This is a genomic window from Bacillus sp. ISL-35, assembly GCF_018613355.1.
In the GTDB taxonomy this organism is placed as follows: domain Bacteria; phylum Bacillota; class Bacilli; order Bacillales; family Cytobacillaceae; genus Mesobacillus.
The window spans coordinates 50,793-75,837 of the sequence record NZ_JAGGQK010000006.1 but is presented as its reverse complement, the minus strand read 5'-3'; the positions used below and the strand labels follow the sequence as shown (position 1 = coordinate 75,837).

General features: G+C 34.0%; 18 protein-coding genes and 1 pseudogene. 3 read left to right on the top strand and 16 right to left on the bottom strand.

Translation table 11 applies throughout. From position 1 onward, the window contains the following. Nucleotides 1-318 precede the first annotated feature (318 nt). From J7E38_RS09765 to J7E38_RS09750, 4 genes are all read right to left on the bottom strand, one after another. Nucleotides 319-1,206, bottom strand: a complete 888-nt coding sequence (locus J7E38_RS09765; protein ID WP_214705559.1) for an N-acyl homoserine lactonase family protein — start codon at nt 1,204-1,206, stop codon at nt 319-321. 337 nt (nt 1,207-1,543) lie between these two features. Beyond that, on the bottom strand, nt 1,544-2,149 hold the full coding sequence (locus J7E38_RS09760; protein ID WP_214705558.1) for an FMN-binding negative transcriptional regulator: 606 nt from the start codon (nt 2,147-2,149) through the stop codon (nt 1,544-1,546). Between the two features lie 172 nt (nt 2,150-2,321). Continuing rightward, a complete protein-coding gene (locus J7E38_RS09755; RefSeq protein ID WP_214705557.1) occupies nt 2,322-2,702 on the bottom strand; it encodes a VOC family protein in 381 nt (126 codons plus the stop codon). Between the two features lie 405 nt (nt 2,703-3,107). Beyond that, on the bottom strand, nt 3,108-4,250 hold the full coding sequence (locus J7E38_RS09750; protein WP_215038417.1) for a DUF2515 family protein: 1,143 nt from the start codon (nt 4,248-4,250) through the stop codon (nt 3,108-3,110). 105 nt (nt 4,251-4,355) lie between these two features. Here J7E38_RS09750 and shc point away from each other — a divergent pair, with 105 nt between their 5' ends. Both shc and J7E38_RS09740 read left to right on the top strand, forming a co-directional pair. After that, complete coding sequence (gene shc, locus J7E38_RS09745; RefSeq protein WP_214705555.1) at nt 4,356-6,242, top strand: squalene--hopene cyclase; 1,887 nt, start codon at nt 4,356-4,358, stop codon at nt 6,240-6,242. A gap of 90 nt (nt 6,243-6,332) precedes the next feature. Beyond that, nucleotides 6,333-6,872, top strand: coding sequence for an HXXEE domain-containing protein (locus J7E38_RS09740; RefSeq protein ID WP_214705554.1), 540 nt, complete (start codon nt 6,333-6,335; stop codon nt 6,870-6,872). Between the two features lie 105 nt (nt 6,873-6,977). Here the strand turns inward: J7E38_RS09740 and J7E38_RS09735 are convergent. The 5 genes and pseudogenes from J7E38_RS09735 to J7E38_RS09715 all read right to left on the bottom strand — a co-directional run bounded on the left by J7E38_RS09735 (nt 6,978) and on the right by J7E38_RS09715 (nt 12,418). Then, nucleotides 6,978-7,757: pseudogene (locus tag J7E38_RS09735) on the bottom strand (SDR family oxidoreductase). A 132-nt stretch (nt 7,758-7,889) separates the two neighbouring features. Further along, the gene (locus tag J7E38_RS09730) at nt 7,890-8,447 is read right to left on the bottom strand and encodes a hypothetical protein (RefSeq protein WP_214705552.1); all 558 of its coding nucleotides are present in this window, start codon (nt 8,445-8,447) and stop codon (nt 7,890-7,892) included. A gap of 62 nt (nt 8,448-8,509) precedes the next feature. Beyond that, complete coding sequence (locus J7E38_RS09725) at nt 8,510-8,992, bottom strand: hypothetical protein (RefSeq protein ID WP_214705551.1); 483 nt, start codon at nt 8,990-8,992, stop codon at nt 8,510-8,512. Between the two features lie 26 nt (nt 8,993-9,018). Next, nucleotides 9,019-9,351 (bottom strand): nucleoside triphosphate pyrophosphohydrolase, encoded by a 333-nt coding sequence (locus J7E38_RS09720; protein WP_215038455.1) that lies wholly within the window; start codon nt 9,349-9,351, stop codon nt 9,019-9,021. A 754-nt stretch (nt 9,352-10,105) separates the two neighbouring features. Beyond that, on the bottom strand, nt 10,106-12,418 hold the full coding sequence (locus J7E38_RS09715) for a HelD family protein (RefSeq protein WP_214705549.1): 2,313 nt from the start codon (nt 12,416-12,418) through the stop codon (nt 10,106-10,108). A 197-nt stretch (nt 12,419-12,615) separates the two neighbouring features. On the opposite strand from J7E38_RS09715, the gene J7E38_RS09710 reads away from it, so the two are divergent. Beyond that, complete coding sequence (locus J7E38_RS09710; protein ID WP_214705548.1) at nt 12,616-12,996, top strand: hypothetical protein; 381 nt, start codon at nt 12,616-12,618, stop codon at nt 12,994-12,996. A 148-nt stretch (nt 12,997-13,144) separates the two neighbouring features. Here J7E38_RS09710 and J7E38_RS09705 read toward each other — a convergent pair whose 3' ends face one another. From J7E38_RS09705 to J7E38_RS09675, 7 genes are all read right to left on the bottom strand, one after another. Beyond that, entirely contained in the window at nt 13,145-15,274 is a 2,130-nt protein-coding gene (locus tag J7E38_RS09705) for a DUF262 domain-containing protein (RefSeq protein WP_214705547.1), read from the bottom strand. A 75-nt stretch (nt 15,275-15,349) separates the two neighbouring features. Next, nucleotides 15,350-16,255 (bottom strand): phospholipase D family protein, encoded by a 906-nt coding sequence (locus J7E38_RS09700; protein WP_214705546.1) that lies wholly within the window; start codon nt 16,253-16,255, stop codon nt 15,350-15,352. A 16-nt stretch (nt 16,256-16,271) separates the two neighbouring features. Next, nucleotides 16,272-18,092, bottom strand: a complete 1,821-nt coding sequence (locus J7E38_RS09695; RefSeq protein ID WP_214705545.1) for an ATP-binding protein — start codon at nt 18,090-18,092, stop codon at nt 16,272-16,274. Continuing rightward, complete coding sequence (locus tag J7E38_RS09690) at nt 18,089-19,708, bottom strand: DEAD/DEAH box helicase (protein ID WP_214705544.1); 1,620 nt, start codon at nt 19,706-19,708, stop codon at nt 18,089-18,091. The genes J7E38_RS09695 and J7E38_RS09690 overlap by 4 nt, the downstream gene beginning before the upstream one ends. Before the next feature lie 125 nt (nt 19,709-19,833). Then, entirely contained in the window at nt 19,834-20,631 is a 798-nt protein-coding gene (locus J7E38_RS09685) for a phosphoadenosine phosphosulfate reductase domain-containing protein (RefSeq protein WP_214705543.1), read from the bottom strand. A gap of 14 nt (nt 20,632-20,645) precedes the next feature. Beyond that, nucleotides 20,646-24,083 carry a hypothetical protein gene (locus J7E38_RS09680; RefSeq protein WP_214705542.1) on the bottom strand — a complete coding sequence of 1,146 codons (3,438 nt, stop codon included), beginning with the start codon at nt 24,081-24,083 and terminating at the stop codon, nt 20,646-20,648. After that, complete coding sequence (locus J7E38_RS09675) at nt 24,080-24,958, bottom strand: DUF4007 family protein (protein ID WP_214705541.1); 879 nt, start codon at nt 24,956-24,958, stop codon at nt 24,080-24,082. The genes J7E38_RS09680 and J7E38_RS09675 overlap by 4 nt, the downstream gene beginning before the upstream one ends. Nucleotides 24,959-25,045 lie beyond the last annotated feature (87 nt).

The following is a 25,045-nucleotide window of genomic DNA, read 5'->3' as shown; positions in this document are numbered from 1 at the left end:
CCCTTCAAAATTGCCATTTTGTTAATCGCAATATTTTATTCATAACAAATTTTAAAGGTATGGACTTCAATTAAAAATATATACTGCGGGAAACATAGCTATTGTCCTCAAGAATCCATTTCTAAAAAACATGCTGTCCTTATTTATATACTAATTAAAAAAGATTATCGGTTTATTGACCCACTTGGAGTTAGAGTCTCGGAAATTTAAAAATGATCAGAAAGAAATATGGAAAGAAGAAAATTCTAAAGTTTTAGCTGAACAGAAAGCAGCCCAAAAATGCCAAATACAATTGTATCCTGCAACCTGGTCTTCCTTTTACTTAACAACCGTAACTATGCGGTTCTTGCCTACTTGCTCTGTTTGGTATTTATCAAATACAGCCATGTCATGTCCGGGTATGATAAAGTCTACATTTTCTCCGACCAATTTATTTACTTTATGAATGGACATGAGTTGTTCTATGTTATCAAGTCCAAGTCCCATAGGTTTATAGTCAGTAACATTTTCGTATGTGTACGCAACATCCTGGGTAAGCACATATGTTCCATTCCTCGTCTCAACCGTAATGGCTTGGGTGCCGAATGTATGACCTTTTGCTTTATAAGCCTTTACTCCTTCTGCTACTTCAAAATTGTCCTCTTCGATCAGCGTCAGCCTATTTTCAGCAGCCACGTCCAACAGATCATTTATATGGTCCAGATCGGTTGCCTGCCAAACCCATTCACGTACCTTGTCAGGCAATGACAGTGAAGACATCCAGCCATCCAGCTCCTCTTTTTGTACATAAAACTGGGCTTTTGGAAACTGATCAATATTCCCGGCATGGTCAAAGTGAAGATGGCTTAAAATAACGATATCTATGTCATTGGGAGTTAAGTTTACTTTTTTCAAAACCTGGGCTGGAGCTTCGATATTGGTCCCTCCAAATAATTTGGACCAATCCTTTTGGCCTTTTGCAGCATCATTTCGATACCCTACGTCAAAAAGGATATTGTGATCCTTATTCTGTATCAAAATATAAAAGAACGGCAGATACGTGGTACCTTGATTATGGGCACCATACACCAATCCGGATTTCGGATAGTTTTGGATACCCCCATACTCCATAAGCTTTATACTGTAGTCACTTTTCTTAACAGCATAAGCGCTCCCTGCTAGAAGAAAGGAAAGAATTAGAGTTAGAATAAAGATCAGCTTTTTCATGCTATTCATTCGCCTCATTTTAATTAGGATTTAAACATATGTCTTCATTACATAGAGGACAATTTTAATGTTATCGTTCGACTCGTTGGACGTTTTAGGTCAGTGCTATCAACAATTTTTTTCTAATTGAATTCTTATGGTGTCCCGAATTGGTTCGCAACATTTACCACGATTTTTTAAGTGATATCGACCTCTTTGCACTTTTGATCAACTCTTAAGGGCCAGTTACCTGGATTATTTGTTTTAACACAAACTTAGAGACCCTTATGAAAAAAATATGTAAAAAACAGACAGGATGAGTTCCTGTCTGTTTTAGTTTGTTGGCAGATAAGTAATCTCACCAGTTCTTCTTCATAAGTGAAGCTACTTCTATATCACTTTGGTTCGAAGATCTATTTAAATTCTCAATAATTAACTCTTGCCTTTCCGCTGGATGGTTTTGACTCAGCTTCGCCTTTGCCTCTATTTTAGTAATGGCAATCTTAAACGCAACTATGCCCTTACTCATTCCTTCAATATATTTGGAGTCTACATTTTTCAAAATGTAAGGACTATCTGGCTTTTCATACTTATTGACCATCTCATCCAAAGAATTAAAAATTACTTTTTCATCTTCAACGATCTCGACCTTTCCATATATATGGATGGACACGTAATTCCAGGTTGGAACGGCATCAGTTATTTCATACCAGGAAGGTGAAATATAACAATGTGGACCCTGGAAAACCACAAGAACAGATTGTTTCTCAATATCCTTCCACTGACCATTAGGGCGAGCAAAATGGCCATATAACGCATTTTCATCTTTCTTTAGAATCAATGGCAGGTGTGTAGCATAAGGTTCTCCCAGATGAGTCGAGTATAATGTTGCAAAATTATACTTTTCAATGAACTCATAAATCTTTTCGTCATCCTCAATCTTAAAATGTTTGGGTATGTACATCGCATGTTCTCCCCTTTATTTGTTTTGATTTTTACTAAGCCTAAGATTAGTAATCTTAAAAAAATAGGTCGTGCCTATACTCACATGCAAGACCTATTACATTACGAAAAAAGAAAAAAGCCACCTAGATTTGGCAGCTCTATCAGTAGCTCTCAACTCATTGTGTAGGTAATTACCCTTTTTCCGTTACTGCAAAATAGTTCTCTTCATGATCGGCAAAGTTAAATACTCTGCCAGAAGGCATATTTACAATTTCTCCGACTGTAATTTTTTTATCCAATAAGTCACTGTGTAATTGTTCAAGATTCTCTGTATAAAACATTAAAGAAGGAGTGCCGAGATTTACTCCAGGAGACATTTTAGAAACGAAATCCTTATTGTGTAAAACTATACTTGTTTCTGCACCTTGTGTTGGGGCTATTTCAATCCATCTGAATCCCTGATTATTGTTCTCTTCTGCTATAACAGAAAAGCCCAATTTTTCTGTCCAGAATTTTACTGCCTCATCCTGATTATTGACATACAACATAATTTGACCGACTTTACTAAGCAAACGCCATCACTTCCTTTTAAAAGTATTATTTGAATTACTATTCTTGGTTGGAAGTAAAAATCCTCCTGGAATGACCCTGTTTTATTTTCATTTAGCCAACTGGAAACCAGTAGTTAAAAATAATCATGCCTTATCCTTAATTTCAGTTAATAATTCAACGATCTGTTGGTTTGTTTTATTCAACTTCCTCAGCTGAACTTCTATTGAAAAAATTGTTATTACTATTGCTATTCCAATAATTATCATAGACTCTTAACCTCTTCCACTGTAAAAAATAAACAGATAGTTTCTTTTATCAATATTAAATTAATCAGTTTTTAAACAAAGTGGCTGCACGCCAAAGGAATGGCCTTGTATCAATACATTGCCTTTTTAAATAGTGTCAGGGCCACCGCTCATAAAGTATTATTCTTCTTCTCGCAATAGAAGTCCTTCCTTTGCCATAACCGCAAGTTCAATTTTTCCAATGGTTTTGCAGTAATTAGTTAAAATCTCTCCATCCGAATTGACTTCCTTATGAAAATATTCCAGGACACGCCAATCCTCAAACCAATCTCCGCTCTCTGACTCTTCATGTGGGCTATCTGCCCAGGCGTATTTCAAAGGCGGGCTGTATAGCCGCTCGGCACCTTTTCTCAACTCGCAATTCTTGACCCGCAGCTTATAAAGGGATCGGGGAAATGATTCATTTATATCATTAAACAAATGAGGCCAATAATCTTTTCTTGAGCCGGTGTGAGGATGATCATGGGCCCATTTTAAGACTTTAACCAGGATTTCTTTACGTTCAAAAAGAAGGGAATACAGTTTTTTGCCGATTAGTATCCTTTCGTGGAGTGAAGTGAAATACCGTGAAATAGCGCCTGTAATTAAAGCTTTCTCCCTTTTATCTCCTGAACAGTAGGGGAAAATAATGTTATTGAGACTTAAAAATTCATACATCTTAAAACTGACCGTACCTGTTACGATTTTTTTATAATGCTGATTTTGAATCAAACTTTTTTCCAAATAGCTTTGTTCATTGATCACCATCGCAATCGCCAGAGCAGTTTGATCACTACTGTTCCAAAAATAACGCCACATCGTTTCCATAAAGGTGGAAACATGAAAATACCGTAAAAGATGGAACATATCCTTTCTGCCCTTCACACTCAGGTCATAGATCAAAAATTGAGGATACACATCTTGAAAAATCAGCCAGCTGCCGCGTTCCAAAAACGAAAAATAATCTTTCTGATCTCTTTCAGGCAAAAGCTTTGTCAACAAATCCCCTTTTAAATCCGTCATGTTCCATCCAACGTTTCGCGATACCATATGACCGAGAAATGCCCATTGTATTTCAGGGTGCTGAAGGTAAAAATCAAAATACGCTTGCGTCCGTGTTACATTGTTTTGATTAAGTTTTCTTGTCTGTTCTCTTATAACTTGAATCCATCTTTTATCTTTTTCTGATAAATCGGGAAGTCCGGAAGTTTTCTTTTTCACCTTTTTCTTTAATTCTTTTTTTACATCTGATAAAGAGTTCAGCAAGAAGGCATCATCCTTCATAAGAGTTCATTTTAGTGGTTCAGTCATTCCCATCAAAGGAATGCATATTCATTTTTCACAAGGAATATGAATACAAAGATGAATATTCGGGAGAGGATGGGTTAAATGAGGCATCGCGTATATAAGGAAATGAGCAGAATCGTTGATCAGTTGATCCAGGACCAATCAGAAAACGGTGCTTGGCAATATCCATTCGAGACCGGGATCGCAACGGACTGCAGTATGATTATCTTATTACGGACATTGGAGATAGATGATGAAGAATTCATAAAAGAATTGGTGGATCGGATTGCCGGAGAACAGCAGGAAGATGGGTCATGGAAGTTGTTTCACGATCAGGAAAAAGGAGATCTGACATCCACTGTGGAAGCTTATTATGCCCTTCTTTATTCTGGTTACCGGGATAAAAAAGATCCGAAAATCCAGGCAGCCAGGCAGTTTATTTTGGACAATGGAGGTGCCTCGGAAGTCCATTTGTTTTTAAAAATCATGCTGGCCCTGACAGGACAATGTGAGTGGCCGCACCTCCCCATTAATATTGAAGTAATGCTTATACCCGACTCCTTCCCTATCAATCTTTTTGACATATCCGTATACGGAAGGGCCAACATTATCCCTTTTTTGATTCTCGCCAATACGAATTTCCGTAAGCTAACCCCACGATCGCCCACTCTCTCCGATTTGTTTCAAAACAAAGAAGTTCGTTTTTTTACAGAGGATCAAGAAGAAGATGCCCGCTCGCTGATTAAATGGGTTGAACAAGGGATAAAGAGTTTGAAATCCCATGGAAACCTTCGCGAGCTGGCATTATATCGTGCCGAAAAATATATGCTGGACCGATTCGAACCCGACGGCACCTTCTTGAATTATTTCAGCTGTACTACCCTGATGATTTTTGCCTTAATGGCCAGGGGCTATCATAAAACACATCCGGTGATTACTCGTGCAGTCCAAGGGTTAAAAGCAATGGCCACCCGGATTGACGGAAAACTTCACTGCCAGTACACGACGGCGACCGTCTGGAATACGACATTAATTAATTATGCTCTGCAAGAATCCGGTATTCCATATTCATCCAACACTGTTCAAAAGGCAAATGAATACATCCTCTCCCGTCAGCATCTCAAATACGGGGATTGGGCCATGCATGCACCAGACCTGTTACCAGGAGGCTGGGGATTCGCGGACTTGAACACCTTCCACCCAGATATTGACGATACAACCGCTGCACTAAGGTCGATATGTACATTGGCTACAGAGAAAGTGGATTGCAGGCAGGCATGGGATCGCGGAGTAAACTGGCTCACTTCCATGCAAAACAATGATGGAGGTTGGCCGGCATTCGAAAAGAATGTAGATAAGAAATTATTGACCTTCTTACCGATAGAGGGTGGAAAGGATTTATTGATCGATCCGTCCACGGTTGATTTAACGGGAAGAACATTAGAGTTCTTCGGTAACTATACCAATCTGGATTTTCACCACAATATGATTAAAGATGGTATTCGCTGGCTGTTGAAGCATCAAAATCCAGATGGTTCCTGGGTTGGGCGTTGGGGCGTGTATATTTATGGCACTTGGGCGGCTGTAACGGGAATGATTGCAGTTGGGGTCTCCCCGAAGCATCCAGCTATTCAAAAGGCACAAACATGGTTGAGGACAATACAGAATCCAGACGGCGGATGGGGAGAATCCTGTAAAAGTGATATCAAAAATCGTTATGTGCCGCTGGGCGAAAGTACCCGCACTCATACCTCATGGGCTCTTGACACACTGATTTCGGCAGCAACTGAAGTTACGCCTGAGATTGAAAAAGGGGCAGCTTTTTTAGTGGATCGAAAGGAAAAAGAGTGGACGACGACCTACCCAAAAGGAAGAGGAATGGCAGGCGCTTTTTATATCAATTACCATTGTTATGAATATGTCTTTCCATTGTTAGCTCTGGCCCATTATCAAAAATTAGCTGGCGGACAGCTCCTGACTGGTGAATAACATACCTCTCTTGATTTGCCTTTGGCATATTATTAAATCCTGTCCCATAAAATTCACAATAGATGACAGTACAAGGAGGTAGCAAAAAAGATGCTAGAGGCACTCCACCATTTTTTAGACCTGAAAACATTAATCTGGTTATTTCCCATCATTTTTATTTTCCATGACCTAGAAGAAATCATAACCATTGAGTCTTCCATGGCTGCAGACAAATATCCGAAGACCAAGTTCGTCGAGACGACATTAAGAATGAGGAAAAAGCTAGGTTCCACCGCTGCCGAGCTTGCTGTTTCAGCTACATGGATCTTACTTATTATCTCCTTCACTGCAGTAATGACCGCTAAGTTTTCATCTAACGGAGAAGGTTTTCTTCTGTTTACAGCCATTCTTAATTTATTTGTTTTGCAGGCATCCATGCATATCGTTCAAAGCATCAAGTTCAGGGCCTATACACCTGGCATCATAACGTCTCTGTTCCTCCTAATACCTTACTGTCTTGTTACCTATTATTTTTTAGCTGAATCTGGACTGTTGGACTGGCAATTGATCTTCACCAGTCTTCCGGTTAGTTTGATCATGATCCTGGTTTTCCTGGTTGGGAACCTTTTGGGGCGGTATTTTATTCGATAAAGGATAAAAATAACACGATGTATTCAAGGAGGACATAAAGTAACCTGATTCCTTCGTATATAAGCAAGAAATCAGGTTATTATCTTTCATAATAGCATTCTAGAACTATTTCCCCAAAAATCCACCCTCAGATTTTATCGTTTGTCCAGTAATCCAGCCAGAATCGTCACTGGCAAGGAACGTTACTAACCGAGCAGCATCTTCCGGTACACCTATTCTTCCAGTTGGAAAAAGTGGCAGCAGCTGTTCTCTTAATTAATCATTGATCCAACCAGAATCAGTGGGACCAGGATCGACAGAATTCACAGTGATACCGATGGGTGCTAATCCAACTGATAAAGGCTCGGTTATCGCGATGATCATACCTTTAGTCGCTATATAGGCCAGATTGTTAGGGTCAGGCCCTTTAGATACCATATTAATGATTCGGCCATCCTTCCCCTCAGGAAATGCCTTTTCATACCTTTTCGCAAATTCCATAGATAGCATTAAAGTCCCACTGTTATTCACTTTGTAATGCTTGTCCAGAATCTCTCTGTTCAAAGTACGAAAATTAGCTGGTGATTCAAAAGTAGCATTGTTCACTAATATACTAGGTGTCCCCAAGGTTTCTTCAACCCGGTCCATGATAAGACCAGGTGATTCACTCCTACTCAAGTCAACCTCCATATGAGCAGCATTAACTCCTACATCCTTCAACTCTTCACATAAATTATTTGGAAAATCTTTGTCTGAGCCATTTCCGCTAACCTCATCAAATGGAGACCAATGTGTAAAAAATACATCTGCCCCAGCATTCGCAAGTGAGCGACAAATCGCAGCCCCTATTCCTTTTGAACGGCTTGCGCCAGTTACTATTGCAATTTTGCCTTTTAGATTGGTCATTTTTATCCTCCTTCGAACAAAGAGACGTATCTTATGCTTGTTCTCAAACCCATTGCTAGTAATCTTGATAACTTTAGCGAATTATAATACATGGAAATAAAAAATACTCAGTTATCAAATTTCTTCTTCTTTTTAACTAAGTTTTTTCTTTTTACGTTTCTTTTTGTTTCTGCCACTGGATGGAGGAGTTACAGGTTCTAATGTATCCTTCTTTTCCAGTAATCTCTCTTTCTTTTTAAAATACCACTTGACAAATTTTTGATAGAAAGGACTTACAACAAAGATAAAGACGAGGATTAGAACAGATCCAATAATTACTTCATGAATCCATCCGTTATTCTCAAATTTAAACAGCAAAAGAAAAGTCGGAATCATAGCTAGCATGCCATGCAAAATAGGATATCCCATAAAGCCAAAAGTCAAACAAAAGCCAATTACATCAAGGACGATTTTTCGGTTGATCAAAAATGAAACCAGCACAATCAGAATACTCACCAGTGACCATATTAAGTTATTTGCATTTTCAGGCATCCCAGGTTGAATGATGAATCCTGATATGGCTGAAACGAAATTGAATAAGAATCCCATTAACCAGCCAAATATAAATATGTAGCCTACACCTTTAAAAATACTTCTAAAAAAAACCATCCTCACTTCTCCCCAAGAACTTCTTTTGATAACAACAGCCATTTAGAACTGTTCCGCTTTCCTACTAAACAGCTTAATATCGTTAGGAAATAACACTGAATATATTAATTCAAACCCTCCACCCAATTTATGAACTTTGTTCTATTCCTCTCATACCAATCATTACACACAAGATACTTCTCATTATGTATAGTAACCGGCTTTGCCCAAAAACGGAAATATCCATTCACAGTTCTTTGTTCTATTAAGGGACGGTCATATGTAACCTTTTTAAACATCGGATAATTTATATCAAATAAATTCTTACATTGTCTTGCATCTTGCAAAGCTCGCACCTTTTCTGGACTAAGTAGGTTATTCCTGATTATTCGTGCTAATTTTGTTCTTACCAGTTCACCTATCTTCTCAGAACTTTCAACGATTATAGAGTTAGGCAACGTATTGGATTCAGATATAGTGTTTTCTTCCATTTTCTCATGATCTCTAATCCATTTCTTCATATACTTAATCTTTTCTTCATTTGATATTCCATCTACAGAAGCTTCTAGCAATCTATTAAAGGTTATCTTAAAAGTCTTTTTATCCATCATCTGTTCTCCCTAGTTATCTTTATCTACCCCTCAACATCAATCAAAAAAATCCTTTCCCTAAACCCGCCTTTTTCCTCTGCCTTCCGTTGACGTATTTTCTCAATCTGATCAAAAGTATATCCATGTACTTCTGCTAACGAATGCATTACTTCTAATAAATCCGCCAGTTCTTCACCTGCTTCTTGATTGCCAGCACTATTTGTGTATTCGTTCAGTTCCTCAAATGCTTTATTTTTCAACTCTTTGATAAATTCCTCTTGTTGTAGTTTTATTGTATTAAATGATTTTCCAGATTGATGAATGATTTCAGGTATTCGGTCTCGGACTAACTTGTTATACACTTTTGACTTGCCCATGTTAAGACCATTAACCCACTTCCTGAAAAAGTCCCAATCCCGTACAGAACCATCTTCATTTAACACTCCAAGGTAGTTGCCATCCCCTTTTCCTACCTGCCAAATAGCCTGAGCCGAGTTCGGCTTATCAGTAATTCCGTGATTCACCACATAATCTACAAATGCTTGTTTTCCTGGTTTAACGGTTTCGGCAACATACGCAACCAAATAAATATCAATACAGCTTGCACCTAATTCATTAGGATCCTGGTATAAAATATGTTGTTTCACAAGATTCGTTCTGCTATCCTTTGTTGGTGCATTCATTACTTCTCTTTTGATTTTACTAATCTGATAAGCTGCATAACTCCTTTTTTCCCATTGCTTTAATTTACTTACATCCCCATCAACTACAATCAATTTATTAATCAAATTCTTTAAGTTGGACACAGTTGGAATAACATTTAAATGAATATTTCTGCCTCTTAAGTTTCGCGGCAAATTAAATTTTTCCTCAGTAAAAGATGCCATGTCTTTTTCCCCCTATTCAGAATATACTTTAGTTAAATTATACCATTGGGAATTTTAAAAGTGATATCTTCATAGAAAAAGGAGAGTCTCTTCAAAACTTTTCTTAAAGTTAACTGTTTTATAATCTAACAATATAGGACTTCGAAATCTTTAACATGGTCTCACAAAACCACACGATAAAAAGGCAATTTCTAAGAATAAGAAATTGCCTTTTATAAATTATTTTAGAGATTTAAAAAGTTAACTATAAAATATCATCATAAATTGAATTTGAAACAACTGGTGTTTCAACCAAACCCTTTAATAACAAGGAATTAGTGTCCTGATAAAATAACTTAACCTCTTGTTGGGCCCGTGTTAACATTACATAAAGCAGCCTCGCATGAAGTTCGTTTTTTGGAAAACTTTCTTCGTTTACATTAGCAAGAATAACAGCATCAAATTCCATTCCTTTACTATAATATGATGCTAATACTGATATAGGTTTATTTGTAACTTCTTGCTCAGGATTTATATATATAACATCTTCTTTATATTCCTGTTTTATTAAGTCAGCTAGGCGTTTTGCCTTTTGCTCGGTTTTATGGATTATTGCAATTCGTTTATATTTTTTTTTCCATTCTTTTATTGTGAAAACTATTTGATCCAGCAGATCTTTTCCAGAGTTGACCTTTTCTATAGTAACTGGAGGACCACTCCTATTTAATGGAGTTATGACTCTTAAGCTACCTCCTTTTTGATTTTTCAAAACTGTATTTGCTACATTAACAATTTCTTTTGTGGAGCGGTAACTTGTATTCAGTTCCGAAATAGCATCGTCATAAGAATCAAATAAAGATTCATTAATTGTTTCCCAATTATCCTGTCCAAAACCCATGAAAATAGACTGATCAGTGTCCCCTAGTACAGTCATAGTTTTTGTTATTTTAGCCAAGGAAGAATAGTGAATATAACTAAGGTCTTGCCCTTCATCAACAACAATATGAGAATATTGAAATGGTTTATCATATAACAATAAGTAAATATAAAAAAGCGGAGCCAGGTCAAAATAAGTAATCCTATCTAAATTATAACCCTTAAAAAGTTTTGGGATTTCCGTGCCTACTTCATTTTCAAATGAATACAAAACTTCGTATGTTAAAATACTCTTATAGATACCTAGGAGGCTAGGTGCTTGGGTCGTAGTTTTCCAGGCAGTTAAGGCTTGTTTATACTCATTCCGTAAGTTCTTCACTTTATAATTTAATACATATCTTAAATCCTCTGATATTTTCAATAAAGCAGTGTTGTCTAGTCCCCCGTTTTTTAAGAATGTGTTAATAATAAATTCATATTGTTTCTCTATATCTACAATTTTACTATCTAAAATCCCAGTGAAGTGTTTTTCTATGTGTTGTTGAAATTTTTCAACTTTCTTAATAAAAGGAAGATATTTATAACCATTAAAAATATCTAGTAGATTCTCTCTATTTAATCTTTCATCAAATAAAATAATGGGTTGAATTCTTTTTTCGTATTGACTAATTAACTCATTAACAAAAATATCCAAAATAACAGATAATTTTTCTGTTCCCTTAAATTCTACTATTTGCCTTTCAGAACTTTTTTCATTATTGAACAATACATCTTCAAAGTAATTATTTATTGATAAATCTATCTTGTCTTTAATATGTGGCTTTAAAACATCAACAATTAATTTTTGAAATGTAGCCTGTTTAATTCCTTCTAAGTTTAGCTCTGGTAATAATTCCGTTACAGAACTAATAAAAAGTTGTGACGGTCCTAAAATTAATACATCCTCTGGCTTAATGTGTTTATTGTTATATAGAAGATAAGATAATCTATGTAGAGCAATAGAAGATTTACCTGATCCAGCTACCCCTTGCACTATTACATTCCGATCTAGTGGCTGACGAATTGCTTTATCCTGTTCCTTTTGGATGGTGGAGATAATTTCTTTTAAATATCCAGTTGTTTCACTACTTTCAATTATTTCTCTCAAAAAACCATCAATAATTACTAACTCTTCACCTTTTTCAGTAATTGTTTTATTTAAGTGACTATCATTTTTAGATCCTTGTTGAATTATTTTAGTGATTATTTGATCTTTTATGGTAAACTCTTTCTTTCTTAAAACCTCAACAGAAAAAATATGCTTTTTCCTTAATCTTGAATTCTCGACAGTATAGGTTTGTGTAGCCTTTCCCGGTGTAAAATTATAATACACGGAGGCAATAGGCATTCTCCAATCCACAACTATAACATTTTCATCTTTGTCTCTAACTCCATGCTTCCCAATATAGAATGTTTCCTCTCCTTCTTCATTGGAAATTATATCAAACCGCCCAAAGTATGGTTCTTTTATAGCTTTTCTTAAAATTTCATTATCGTTGATTCCGCGTCTAAATGATACCTCATCTCCAGTAGAATTGGTATGTTCTTTGAATTGCTCCCGTTTTCTTTCAAGGAGCTCCCAAACGTAATAAGTCTGATCCTTAATCTTTCCAATAGTACTATCCAGGATCTTTTGTTCTTCCTTTATATCTCTTTGATCCAAGTAAATTTCCCCCACTAAAAAACCTTAGTAAATGATTTATAATTATAAATTATAGCAGAAATTACGAAATAATTGGATTAGTCCTAATTATTTTTAATGTCACAATTAAGAACCCTTTTTTGATATAATATCTAAATATAGAACCTATTAGTAATAACTAATATCATTAGTTTAATAATTTATAAGGGGGTAAAAAAATGGAAAATCAATGTTGTAAATGTAATAAGGTTATTTTAGAAAAAGATTTAATTAAGACTGATGAATTTAAAAAGTTTGGGTCTGAAGTAAAAAATTATTGCCCTGATTGCTTTTTACTATATGTTAAAAATGGGTTCGGTAATTATAACATAGGAAATTGTGAAGTTTGTAATACTCCGTTAGTACTCCAATACGATGAAGAAGAAACCCTTTTATTAGCTCGCGAGGATTTTACTGTTCATTTTATATGTAGGAAGGTAAGAGATGCAGAAGCTAACAATGACGAAACTGAAATTGAACAACTTGACAAAGAAGAACATGATTGGTTTGTAGTATACACAATTGAACCAGACCCAAAAGATTTGGAATTCGGATATTAAGTAAAATTTTAATTAGATATACACATGTCTAATTGCACCCTAACTTGAGCGCTATACGTAAATTACTTTATTAGGTAATGTTTTCATTTTACTGTTTCCCTTATTATCAAAGAAACACCAACTATATTATTAGTTGGTGTTTACTTTTTTATCCTTGGAGTACTTCTAATTCCTTTTTAATTTCTTTCCTGAGTTCTTTGAACCTTTCATTTAGATAATTAACATAATTCGAAGAGATTTCTTGCTCCGGTAAGCAATGGCCCCATTTAGAAGATTCATTAACATACTCAAGATATTTGTCTGGAGATTTATCACGGATTTTCAAGTTAGCCACAGATGATATATAAGTTCGATTTAATGGGCTATTTAATACATGTTTTTTATTAGATCTAATTTTTTTTGAAGATTCTTCAATTGTAGTCGCATCACCTAAAGGAATAATATGATGATCATGTACTTCTAATTCAATAGTATTATCTCCGCTATGAATTAACTTACCAGCAGATATGTCCCAAGCATTTAATTTAAGTTCTTCTTGATTATTCGGTAAGAAATCTTTTGGTTGCTTACTCAATATATATTGTAAAATTCCTAAAGCAACACTTGATCTTAAGTCGTTATTTTCATCTTGAAGGAGCAATACCTCTTTATTAGAATAACCTTCTTCTTCTAACACTTTATCATATAAGTAGTTAAACTTATTGGATTCATTTAATTTCACCCATAAGTATAAACCCTTTATATCCTTTATACTTTGGGAATTTTGTCCTTCTCTGTATGCACCGCCAAACAACGAAGCCCAATACCAATATTCGATTTTATCTAACTTTGATTTATCATTCCATATATCATCGTTTTTTAGTAAATAAGCTATAGGTAATATCATTAATTCATAAGACAATTTATTAATATCAGTTATCCCTAATCTTATATTTAAAAATGCTAAGGACCTTATTAGTGATGATAAAACTATATCTGTATTTTGATTAATTTGGTCAAAATTCAAGTGTAAAATTTTATGTCTTTTAATAAAATCTACTTTCAAATCGTCAAATGTACCATATTCAAGATGGGAGAATATTGATAGTAAATTCAGATACATTTCTTTAAAACTCTTTGATATTTTATTATCAACAATTGTTTTCATACTCGTAGCTTTGAATTTAATTGGCTTATCGCCCAAAATTCCAGTTGTTAAAGATTCAGGAAGCTCAATGTTCTCTTCAAGTTTCTTCAGAATTCTTTGCGATAAAGAACCCTCATCACTAACTCCAGCTCTAGCCGCCTTTGCAACAATTAAATCAAAGGTATTTAAATCTGTTCCACCCTCATTTATATTTTCAAAAATTGAAATCGCGCGACTTATTTCTTCAGAAGGAAGCTGAATAATAGGTACTTCTTGATCTATGAGTTCATTTAGATATTTATTTACTTTTTCGGTCCATTTTGCTCCAAGTGTTGACCAAGCATCCCTAACTTTGTCTTCATCGTCTATATAATCCGAAATCATTGGATCAACTGGTTCAAGAGTATCTATCAGGTCAAGTTCATTATCTTTTACTGCAGCTTTAAGCTCTTCGATTCGATTATTCTTTATCTGTTCTATAACATATTCATGTAGTGGTTTTTCTCCTTCACTACTCTTATTTGAAATAGAATAAAGTGGAATCAAGCTAGCTTCCGCAGCTTTTTTAGCTATATGAACTTTAAGTCTATTGCCTTTGATTGAGTTTCCATTACTATCTTTTTGGGAGTATCCAGGATTATACCATTCATTTGTTTTTGTTTTGTAAATCCTTCTAAACTCAATGAAGTCTATTACTTCAGATGGTTCTAATAGTTGTTTCTTAAATCCCTCAAAGCTTAAATTTTTCCAACCAAATATATCTGTTTCATTTTTCTTAGGTTCAACTCTTATAAACCATCTATTATTTAAGTCGGAGTACATTTTTTCCCATACTTCTAACCAATTTTGATTTTCAGAATAATAATCAGAAAAAATGGTCTTTAAACTAGATATCCTTTGTTGTCCATCTAGTAAATATAAACATTCTTCTTTCCGCTCTTCTAAGTTAAGCGATGTTGGAAAACATAATTTTTTTGCAGCAAAATCCTCTTTTTTTCCTTCTAATATTAAGAGACTCCCTACGGGTAACTGCGTAATGTATGAAGATAATAAGCTCTTTTGTTTCTCCCTTGCCCATTCAAAATCACGCTGAAAGTCTGGAAGGATTAACTTACCTTCATCGTTTTTTTCAAATAATTCTCTGAGTTTCAAATATATATCCCCTTTCTAATTAAGAAAGTTAGAAACATTAATTTTGTGCAACTGTAAGAATAGCTCCTACAATATCTAAAATTTTCTGTGTCTAATTCTTTGAGAATAATTTGGACGATCGATTATCAATTCCTCTATTTCTAATTCAGTTACCCAATTCAGCAAATTGCTAAGTAATACTTTTACATCTTTTCTAAAAACACGAGAATCATCAATAAGTGATGAATGAAGTTTGCTAGTTAATTCACCAAAATATATTTCTTCTTTTATAACACTTTTTAACCACTTATATGGTTTTGACCTAATAAAACAATCTTTAATGCTTTCAAGACTTTTCTTCTGACTAATTCCTAATTCCAATAATTCCAAATCGTGTTGGTCCAAATTAAACGGGGACTCACTAGAAAACATGTCCGAGATCCAGAGAAAGTGTTCTTTTGGTTTTAGTTGTTTCTTTAAATCGTCATTCCACTCAAGCTTTTCTTCTAGAACGCCATTTCTAGGCGTTCTAGATAGTTGCTTTAACATACTAGAATATATCTTATCATTTAGGAGAACAGCCTCATCAAACATCTTATTGATTTTCATTTCCTCTTCGCCTGTCACTTCTGTAAATACAGCACTTTCTATATTACTATGCTGACTTACTTGCATCCCAGAAGAAGTTAGGTTTGCACTACCTATTATAGCTTTTTTTCGATCAAATATATAAATTTTCGAGTGCAAGTCCGTATCAACATAGAGCCTCCAATTGTTTTCCTTACAATAATTATATATTTCAATATCACTACTTCCTACTATAAGATCATTCAGCCGAAACCTAACCATAATTTTTTTTTGTTTCACATTGGGATCTAATTTTTGGTCAAGCATTTTTAAAGTATTTAGTTTAATATAGGCTGAAAGTATTAGGATCTCTTCTTTGGAAGAGATGGTTTCTAATATTAACTTTTCAAGAATTTCCGAATTATGAATAATCATATTTTAATTCACTCACTTAATATTTACGTAGAAAGCTTTTTGCTACACGACCCCAATCGCTCCTAGCATTTTGAGCGTTTTCTTTCATCAATCCATCCGGCAATTCATCTTCGTAACGTGCCCATGCCATTAAGAGTAGTCTTAATCCTTCGGAAGCCTTATTTAATCTCTCTGCAAGTTCTTTTTGTTCACAGTTTTCAACTTCATCCTCCAAGACCTCAACAAGATGTTCATAACCAGGATGACGGGTATTTAAAATAATATTTATTGCACCACCTCTTGGTCGTACAGTAAATAGAGCATCTGATTCTAAAGAGCTAGGTGCAAATAAATATTTTAAGTTATTTGAAACAGTATTTGCTGCTAACTGTTTAGCAACATCTTCATCTACACCGGAATCAACCAGTTCTTCCTCAATTTCTGTCTGCTTTTCTTCTGTTGAATGTTCCTCGTCTTTATCACTTGTACCAATAAAGCCCATATCTTTTCTTTGGTTTGTAAGATCTGTTGCAGTTTGTTCAGCGTTATTTTTACTTGTGTATCTTTCCTTGCTTTTCATTCCGCTTGTTTGTTGTTTTAATAGTGCTCTAATACAAGATAATTGATTTTTAATATATATAGCAATTTCTAATAAAGGTGCTCTTGGATCTCCTTCTTCTTCTAATTCTGCAATTACTTGATCAAATGATTTTCCGGATTTTAAAAGTGAATCCAAATCCTTATCCTTGTCTACCATGTTCATGATGTCTGCAAAGTTTCTAGCAGACTGCTTATTATTTGTTACTCCCATCAATTCATCTAAACTAGGAGGAAATTCGACTTCCACACCCCACCATCGTTCTGTGGGATCGTATTGCAGTACCAGACTTTGATCTATATCTAGTTCTCTTCCTGCTCTTACGATAGAAATCCCTACATTTTTAGCTGCATGTTTACCATATTGCGTTGCACCTGCATTAGGTTTTAATCTTGCTTCTTCTTTTGCATATGATAATTTTACAACAACATCATGCATTTCGTTTTCAAAGTTTATTGTAAAGGTTCTCTCATCAAATGAATTAAACATAGGTTCCTTATTGAATGGTTCAGGACAGCTAGTATCATTCATTAAATAAATGGGATCATTAGGTAAGGCATATTTATCAATTGTTAGTTCATACGGAGTTTCAATATCAAAAGCAGACATCTGAATTTTTGTTATTCCTTGATTAATAAATTTCCTATACATTCTGCCGATTAATGCTTCTGAATTATCGATTAAAGTAGACGCTTTACTCCACATCATCCTATCTAATTTAGACCATACTACTAAGGTACCCGATTCCCCAAATTCTGCCCCAGCTTCGTGCCAAATTTGAGGGATATCCATTTTTACTGGATTTGGCATGGTTTGCCTTTCACCCTTTTTCACTTCATCAATATCTAAGTAAATATGAGTGGCATTTTCAACTCCATCCTGCCAACTCCAAACATCCACCCTTTTACATTGTGAAATTGAAGAAGCAGGCAACCCCATACCAAATCTACCAATTCCTGATCGATTTGTTTTGCCTAATCGCGTTCCATTCCCAAATTGAAGCGCCATTTTAAGCACTTCTTCATTCATTCCTGTGCCATTATCTAAAATTGCAATTTTATTAATTCTTTTAGTTTTTCTTGTTGCAAGCTCTTCTTCCCTTTCACCACAAATTAATTGCACAAAGCTCGCATCTGCTTGAATACTGTTGTCAATTAATTCGGCAACTGCATATGCTGTATTTTTATATCCATTATCTCTCATTGCCTCAATTGCTAAGTGTGCAGGTACATAAGATTGCTCATTACTAACTAATGTCATTCCCAAACATCCTCCCAATTATTAAACGCTTCTGTAACTGATCTAAACCCTGGTAATTCTTTATCTACTATTGTTATAACTTCAGCATTACTATTTCCGCCAGCTTTTACACCTCTAATTGCCCTACCAACCATTTGACTATATAATACAAGTGAAAGTGTCGGTCTCCCAATTACTGCTGCACTGGTCTTTGGAGCATCGAAACCCGTAGTCAAAACTCCATAATTACAAAGTATTTTAGGAACATTTTCATCATTTTTGAAATCTTGAATATACTTTTGTCTCTGTGAAGAAATCGTTTCACCGGTAATTGAATAGGCCAAATGACCGCGGGCCTTTAATACACAGGCTAGCAAATCGGAACTCTCCACGCTAGGAGCAAAGAGAATAATTCTAGCATGTCTTTTTAAAAGCTTTTCAGTTTCATATATTAACTTCAAATTTCTTTGTTCATCTTTCCCGAGCATCTTTAGGACCTGTAATGGTATATCGAAATTTTGATTTAAACTCTCTAAATCTGTAGGACTAATAGTACCTTTATTATAAAATAAATTGTGATATGAAACCTCGGCTAGATAGCCTTCCTTAGTTAAATATTCAACAGGATTTGGATATCCCTCAACTTCTAATTTTACTTTTTGTTTGGAAAAAAAATCAGCTAGTTCTTTATCCGCATCTACATCATTCCATGTTCGGCCTGGTGTGGCACTTAAACCCAAAAGTTTGTTTTCTGTACCTATGTAAAACAAAGAGTCTAGTACTAATTTATATGTCGGTGCTATAGCTTGATGAGCTTCATCCATAACGACTAAGGAACTCTTCTTACCTAAAGATTTTATAAAATCAATTCCACCAAAATTACTAACTGATCGTACTATCTTTGGTAGCCCTGCAACAACAAATCCATCCACCAGTGATTCCAAATTAAGATCATAAGGGCCCCAAAACCTAGATACGCTAATTTCCCTATTACCTAAGACTGACCAAGCTTTGTGAAATTCTTCAACAGCCTGCTCACATAACTCTTCACTTGTTGCTAACCAAACCACAAGAGTTGGTTCATTTTCCCTAAAATGCTCTGCAATGATATTCATAGCAGTTCTAGTTTTACCTGAACCAGTAGGCATATGCAATAAGACTCTATTTGGTTTGCTTCGTAATTTATTCTTAACAGATCTGGCAGCCTTTCTTTGGTGTCCAAACAAAGGATATTTAGAGAAAATATATTCATAATTAGGTTTTGAAATTTTTTCTTCTATTATTGGAACTGTTACGTTAAAAAAGTTAAATAACCTTTCTTCTTCCTCACTACCTCGTCTAATGGATTTTCTCTTCAATTTATCATACATCTCTTTTGTGGACTTAAAGCTTTTAACGTTCAATAATTTTGAAAGTATATTTGCCTCATTTTCTCTTAAAAGATCAAAAAGGATAGATCGATACTTTTTATTTATTAATAGCCCTTCAGGCCCATACAGATCAATAATTAATTGTCGTAAATATTTATTATAAGAGCGAGTTTCATCCAGTTGAGTTAGGATCCTAATTGTATCTTCTCCAAGAATTTCTTGTAAGGTATCCTCATCGGCTCTTGAGAATAGATCTTTAAATTCCACCAATTCTCACCCCTTTATTACATTAGAATTACTTTTTATACATTTTAATTTTACATTATTTTAATTATAACAAATTTACATTTATATGGAATCACAAAAAAAAAAAAAGACTCTTTAAAGAGTCTTTAAACTGTACAAACACAAGGAACAGTATCGTCTGGCGATTTAAGAAACTTCTCTACACCTTCATTCTCCAATTGTTTCCTATATTCTTTAAGAGTAAATGGTCCGCCGTCTTTTTTTAAAATAGAAACATTCTTATCAAAGTGTTTTCTAAAGTTCTCTTCCATTTCTTCCTGTTCTAAATATCTATCTGGCCAAACTTTATAGAGCTGTGCATAATGTTGAAATCCACCTCTTACGCAACGTCCACCACAGTTAGCATGTGAAAAACCTAGGTTATACATACGGGGTAACTTTATTCCCCATTCATTTTCGATTATGGATTTGACATTAATATCTTGACTAAAGGTATCAATCATAGGAAACCTTGTCTCAATTGGTTCTACAGGTCGATGATTATAAAATTCAGTTAAATTAATGGCACGATGTTTTTCGTGTGGACCTATTCCAAAATATAGTATAGGCTCCAAATTTTGCTCATCACGTAAATCTTCTAGGAAGGTAATAGTTTGATAAACCTTGAGTTCCTCGGAGCATTTAGCTAACCTTGAATTTCCAAGAAATCTATAATCATAAAATACTTCTTCTGGGGTTCTTCCATCTATTCGTTCTGTTATTTCAAGACCAATATATTCTGCAACTTCATCCATAAATCTATAATTGTCTTCATCTTCCCACAATGTATTTGTAAAAAACAGAATACAGTTTTCTTTTCCATATTTTTGTACCATTTGGTAGGCAACATAAGCACTTGATGCCCCGCCGCTATACATTGCAACATGTACATTTTTACGTGTCACTTTCATAACCACCTTTAATTTAGTACAAAATCTTCAACTAGTCGTAGTACTATATGCTCGATTTCATCTTGAGATAAATTACGTCCGCCCCTATCTAAAATACCATGTAGATTCCTATAAATGGTTTTTGATTTGGTCGTTAATTCAACTTTTTCTATAGCCTTTGTTTTTGAACCGACAGTTAATGGCACAATGGGGTTATCACTTAACGACTCTGTACCAAGTGATTTATTGTATTCGTTTATTAACTGTGCGTCTACCATTTCTTTCGTTTTATCTGACCAGTTTTCAATCTCTATTCCTATCATATTATATACAAGCTCTTTTATCCAATTGTCCGTATTATTTATTGAGAGAATTGAACTTATTAGTTTATTTTCTTTCTGTTGAAAAACTGGACTTTTTTGTGCCCATGAAAACAAAGTTTCAAAATTATCACAACCAACTAGGTTCAAAACCTTATTTTCAATTTCTTTAGATTGATAATTAATAAAATTATTTAAGGCTAAAACACTTTCAGATATCTCTTCAATACTGTGTGCATAAGTATTGTAAAGATTCTCTATTGCTTTCCTTGGATCAACTTCCCCAAGTTTAATAATCTCCTTAAGAGTTATATCTTTTTCATCCATTAAAAGTGTAGTTTGGGTAAATCGAGGTAAAGCTCTAAGCCATTTTAACATAGCTTCGTTTGCTGAGATTATTTTTGGTTTATTGTTTTGGTCCTTATAAAAGGTACTAAATGTATGCTCAATATAAGAAAGTAAGCCGTTAACTTTTGCATCTAATTGAAAATAGACGTATTGGTAATGCTCAGGTTCGTTGATCATACTTGAAAGAATCTCACCATCAATATTGTCAACAAACATTCCCTTGCCATAAAACATTAAATCGTCCCAAACATCCCTGATTAAAGAAACTAGTAACACTGGAATCAAAGGGCTTCTTACCCCAAAAGGCTTTTCAGATAATATTTCAACTAAATCTTTGAGATCTCCAGAATGATTCATCTCTATATGTGCAATTAATCTTTCTCTCATTTTCCTATAAAAAGGATTACTAATATTACTTAATTGATCCAGTTTCAGATTATTATTTTTAAATACTGTGGCATAAATTAAGTAGTCTGGTCCATGTCCTTCAATATTTATATTCTCGTACTTATTATAGTTAATTATATGATTAATCACTTTAAAGGACGCTTTTAGTTGAACAGTATTAATATGCCTTCTGTTAAAAGAATCATTCCTAATTTCTGGAGTATCAGGATACAATTCAAACATCAAATCACTTAGTTTTCTTCCCATTACTATTTCATTTCCAATATTAGTTTCGGTTGAATTTAATATCCAAACTAAACTACTATCGAAATTTTCATACACTTTCATAAACTCACTGATTTCAAAAAGTAAATCATCCATCTTTAATAAAATTTCAGCTTTTAGATCTTTGTCTTTTTTTAGAAGTTCAGTGTCAGATAACATTACCTTAGTTATATTATAATCTATTACCTGTTTTTCAATTAATTCAAAGGTATAAGAAGTCACACAAAAAAGTGAATGGGGGTCATTTAAGGTTTTAATTTTTCTAATAACCTTTTCATAATGGTTAGTGGATTCTAAAATCACATAATTTAGTACAGCATCAGATTGTTTTTGTTTTCTAACCTCTACACTGTTAAATACATCGTTTAGTATATCAGAACTAAATACTAAATTAACCGACGCAAATCTTGTGAGACTCTTTTTGTCATTATAGTCGTTAGCCAAGTAAAACTTTTTTAGCAAAGCACTTTCCATCACACTGATTTTTTTCAATCTTGAAATATTTGATTTCTCCAGGTAATCACTTAGCAAATTATCAATTTCAAAGGAACTACCTTCAAATATTTCCCAATACCCCAAAGACCTGTTATATCTTATCGCTTTTAAAATCTCTAGGCTTTTTAGCAGTTCTTTCACATCTTCTTCTGGTTTGTTAAATGCAAAAGATATAAACTCGTTTGTAAGTTTAAAGTTAGATTGAAGACCTGAGAGATTCCATAATGTCATAAATTTCAACAAATTAATCTTTTCTTTGTTTGCTTCGTTGTTTATTTCTGGTGTTTTATTTACAATTTTTTTATATAAAGCTAAATGCTTACTTTCTTGACTGTTTTCCAAATCAGAAATGAAATAATCAAATAACTGATATGGGTAGTAATACCCTTTAGAAATGTTAATGTGTTGGATTAATCCTCCATGGTCAGAGCTTTCTAAGAAGGTAAACAAAGTTCTTTCATTTTGCCCAAACAAGTTTGATAAGATAGGCAAAAGATATAAAGAAACTGGATGTATTGGATAAATACCTTTTAAAATAATATTTTCTATTTCTACTTGATTTAACTCTGGAAATAAAGGGTATTTTCGCAAATCGTTTTTAAGTTGCTTTGTTTCTTGTTCATTTAAGGATTTTGTTTTGGTATTTAGAAGGGAGTCGGTCAACCTAATAAAGGTAGCCTTATCACTTTCAATATGATACTGCTTAAATCGTTTTTCAATTCTTTGAAATTCGCTTTTATAATCATCGTTAAATTTAAGAAAGTACTGCCTTAAATTCTTATGTGTAATTAACAGGAGAGTTAAATCGCTTGTTTTGTGATCCGATAATTCGGCAAGGTCTTGTAAATCCTGCATTGTTTCATGGATTTCATGAACCTCCAGATTTTGCAAAAACCTTCCAAACTCATCGTAAATAATAAATATTCCTATTCCCATGGTTTCCAGTTCATTTAGTATATATTTTACCTGTTCAATAAAATCCTCGTGATAATCAACCGAGAAAAAAGCACCAGAAGTAAGACTAGGAAAAACTTCGGAGAACCATTCCATTTCATTTTTATTATGAGTAAGTATCTCCATCCTCCACGAATCAATATCGAACTCTCTTTGTTTGATTAAATTCAAAAATTGTTTATACGTTTTTGGATAATCATTCTCCCAAGTATATATAATATCTATTATTTTACCTATTTTTCCTGGGATAGTAATATTTATTCCGTTACTACTTAGAGTTGACATTATCGAGGAAAGTAATGCGTGTCTAAATTTACCTTCATAACCGTTTAATATAACCGGAAGATATTTCTTCTTCAAACCTTTTACTAAACTCAATTCTTTAAATATTTCGTCGTCGACATTATTAAACTTATTCAGAAGGAGTTCAAAAGTTTTATCATCAATGTTTCCAGAGACAATTCCCCCAACTATTGTTCCTAGTAAAGATTTACCGGTCCCATATGGTCCTATAATGATATGTGAATGATTCCCTTTAGCTTGGTTAAATCCTTTTAATAAGCCTAAAATCGATTCAGCATGAGAGGGGGTAGGTAAATACCTTTTGAAATAATCCTTATTACCTATGTCAAACTTTATATTAACGCTTGATTTAAAGGTTGCATTACTTACTCTCATACTAATATCTCTACTTTCTTTTTATATTCATATTTTAAGAAATCGATAGGTGTAACATTCGGGAGCTTAATAGTATCAAGATTATTTGTTCTAGAGAAGGAAATTGGGTAAACAGGATGTTTAGTTAGTTTATTTAATGCGTCAATAACTGAAGATCTATTCATGTTGAAAACATTTCCCCAAAGTCCTATTTTATTAGATATTTCCTCAACTGTAATGGAATTAGTTTGTTCACGTTCTTTAAAATCAAGTAAGACATACATTAAGGCAATAGTCCCTACCGATTCAATATCACCAGTTAATTTATAAATATTACCTTTTTTTTCATCGAGAAGGTTAACTTTATTAATTGGGCTTTGAATAACTTCCTCCGGATCATCTGCGCTTTGACCTGCTGTATAGAAGTTAATTAAACAATCAATGTCTCTTTTTAAAGATTTCTCTGAAACACTCTTTTCTTCATTTACTTTTACCCAGTTAATAAACTGTTCCAGAAGTTCATCCTTTGTTATAACCGAGCTGCTTAAAATATTAAAAAACCAATACCAAACTGTACTAGGCTCTTTTTCACGTGCAAGATGATAATGAATGATAGAAGCTGAATCATTTAACTGTATGTATCTATCATATTTATATAAAACTTCACCAAACTCTGTTATGCTATAAGTCTTTTTTCTATCTTGATTTATTGTCTCCTCGACAACTTTAGTTGCAACTGTCCAAAATCTTAATGATTGAACCATGTTTTTTCCTAATCCAATTTTTTCAAAAGCTGATTTATCATAAAAGAACCTATTATCGTCTATTAAATGTTTAATAGCCTTATTTAACCATCTATCTCTCAAATAAAAGCTTTGATGTTGACCGTAACCCATTTATCATCTTCCTTTACATTTTTTCTGGAACTCAAACTCCAGTATTCAAAATGTTGAAAAATAAGACATCTAGATTGGCTAGATGTT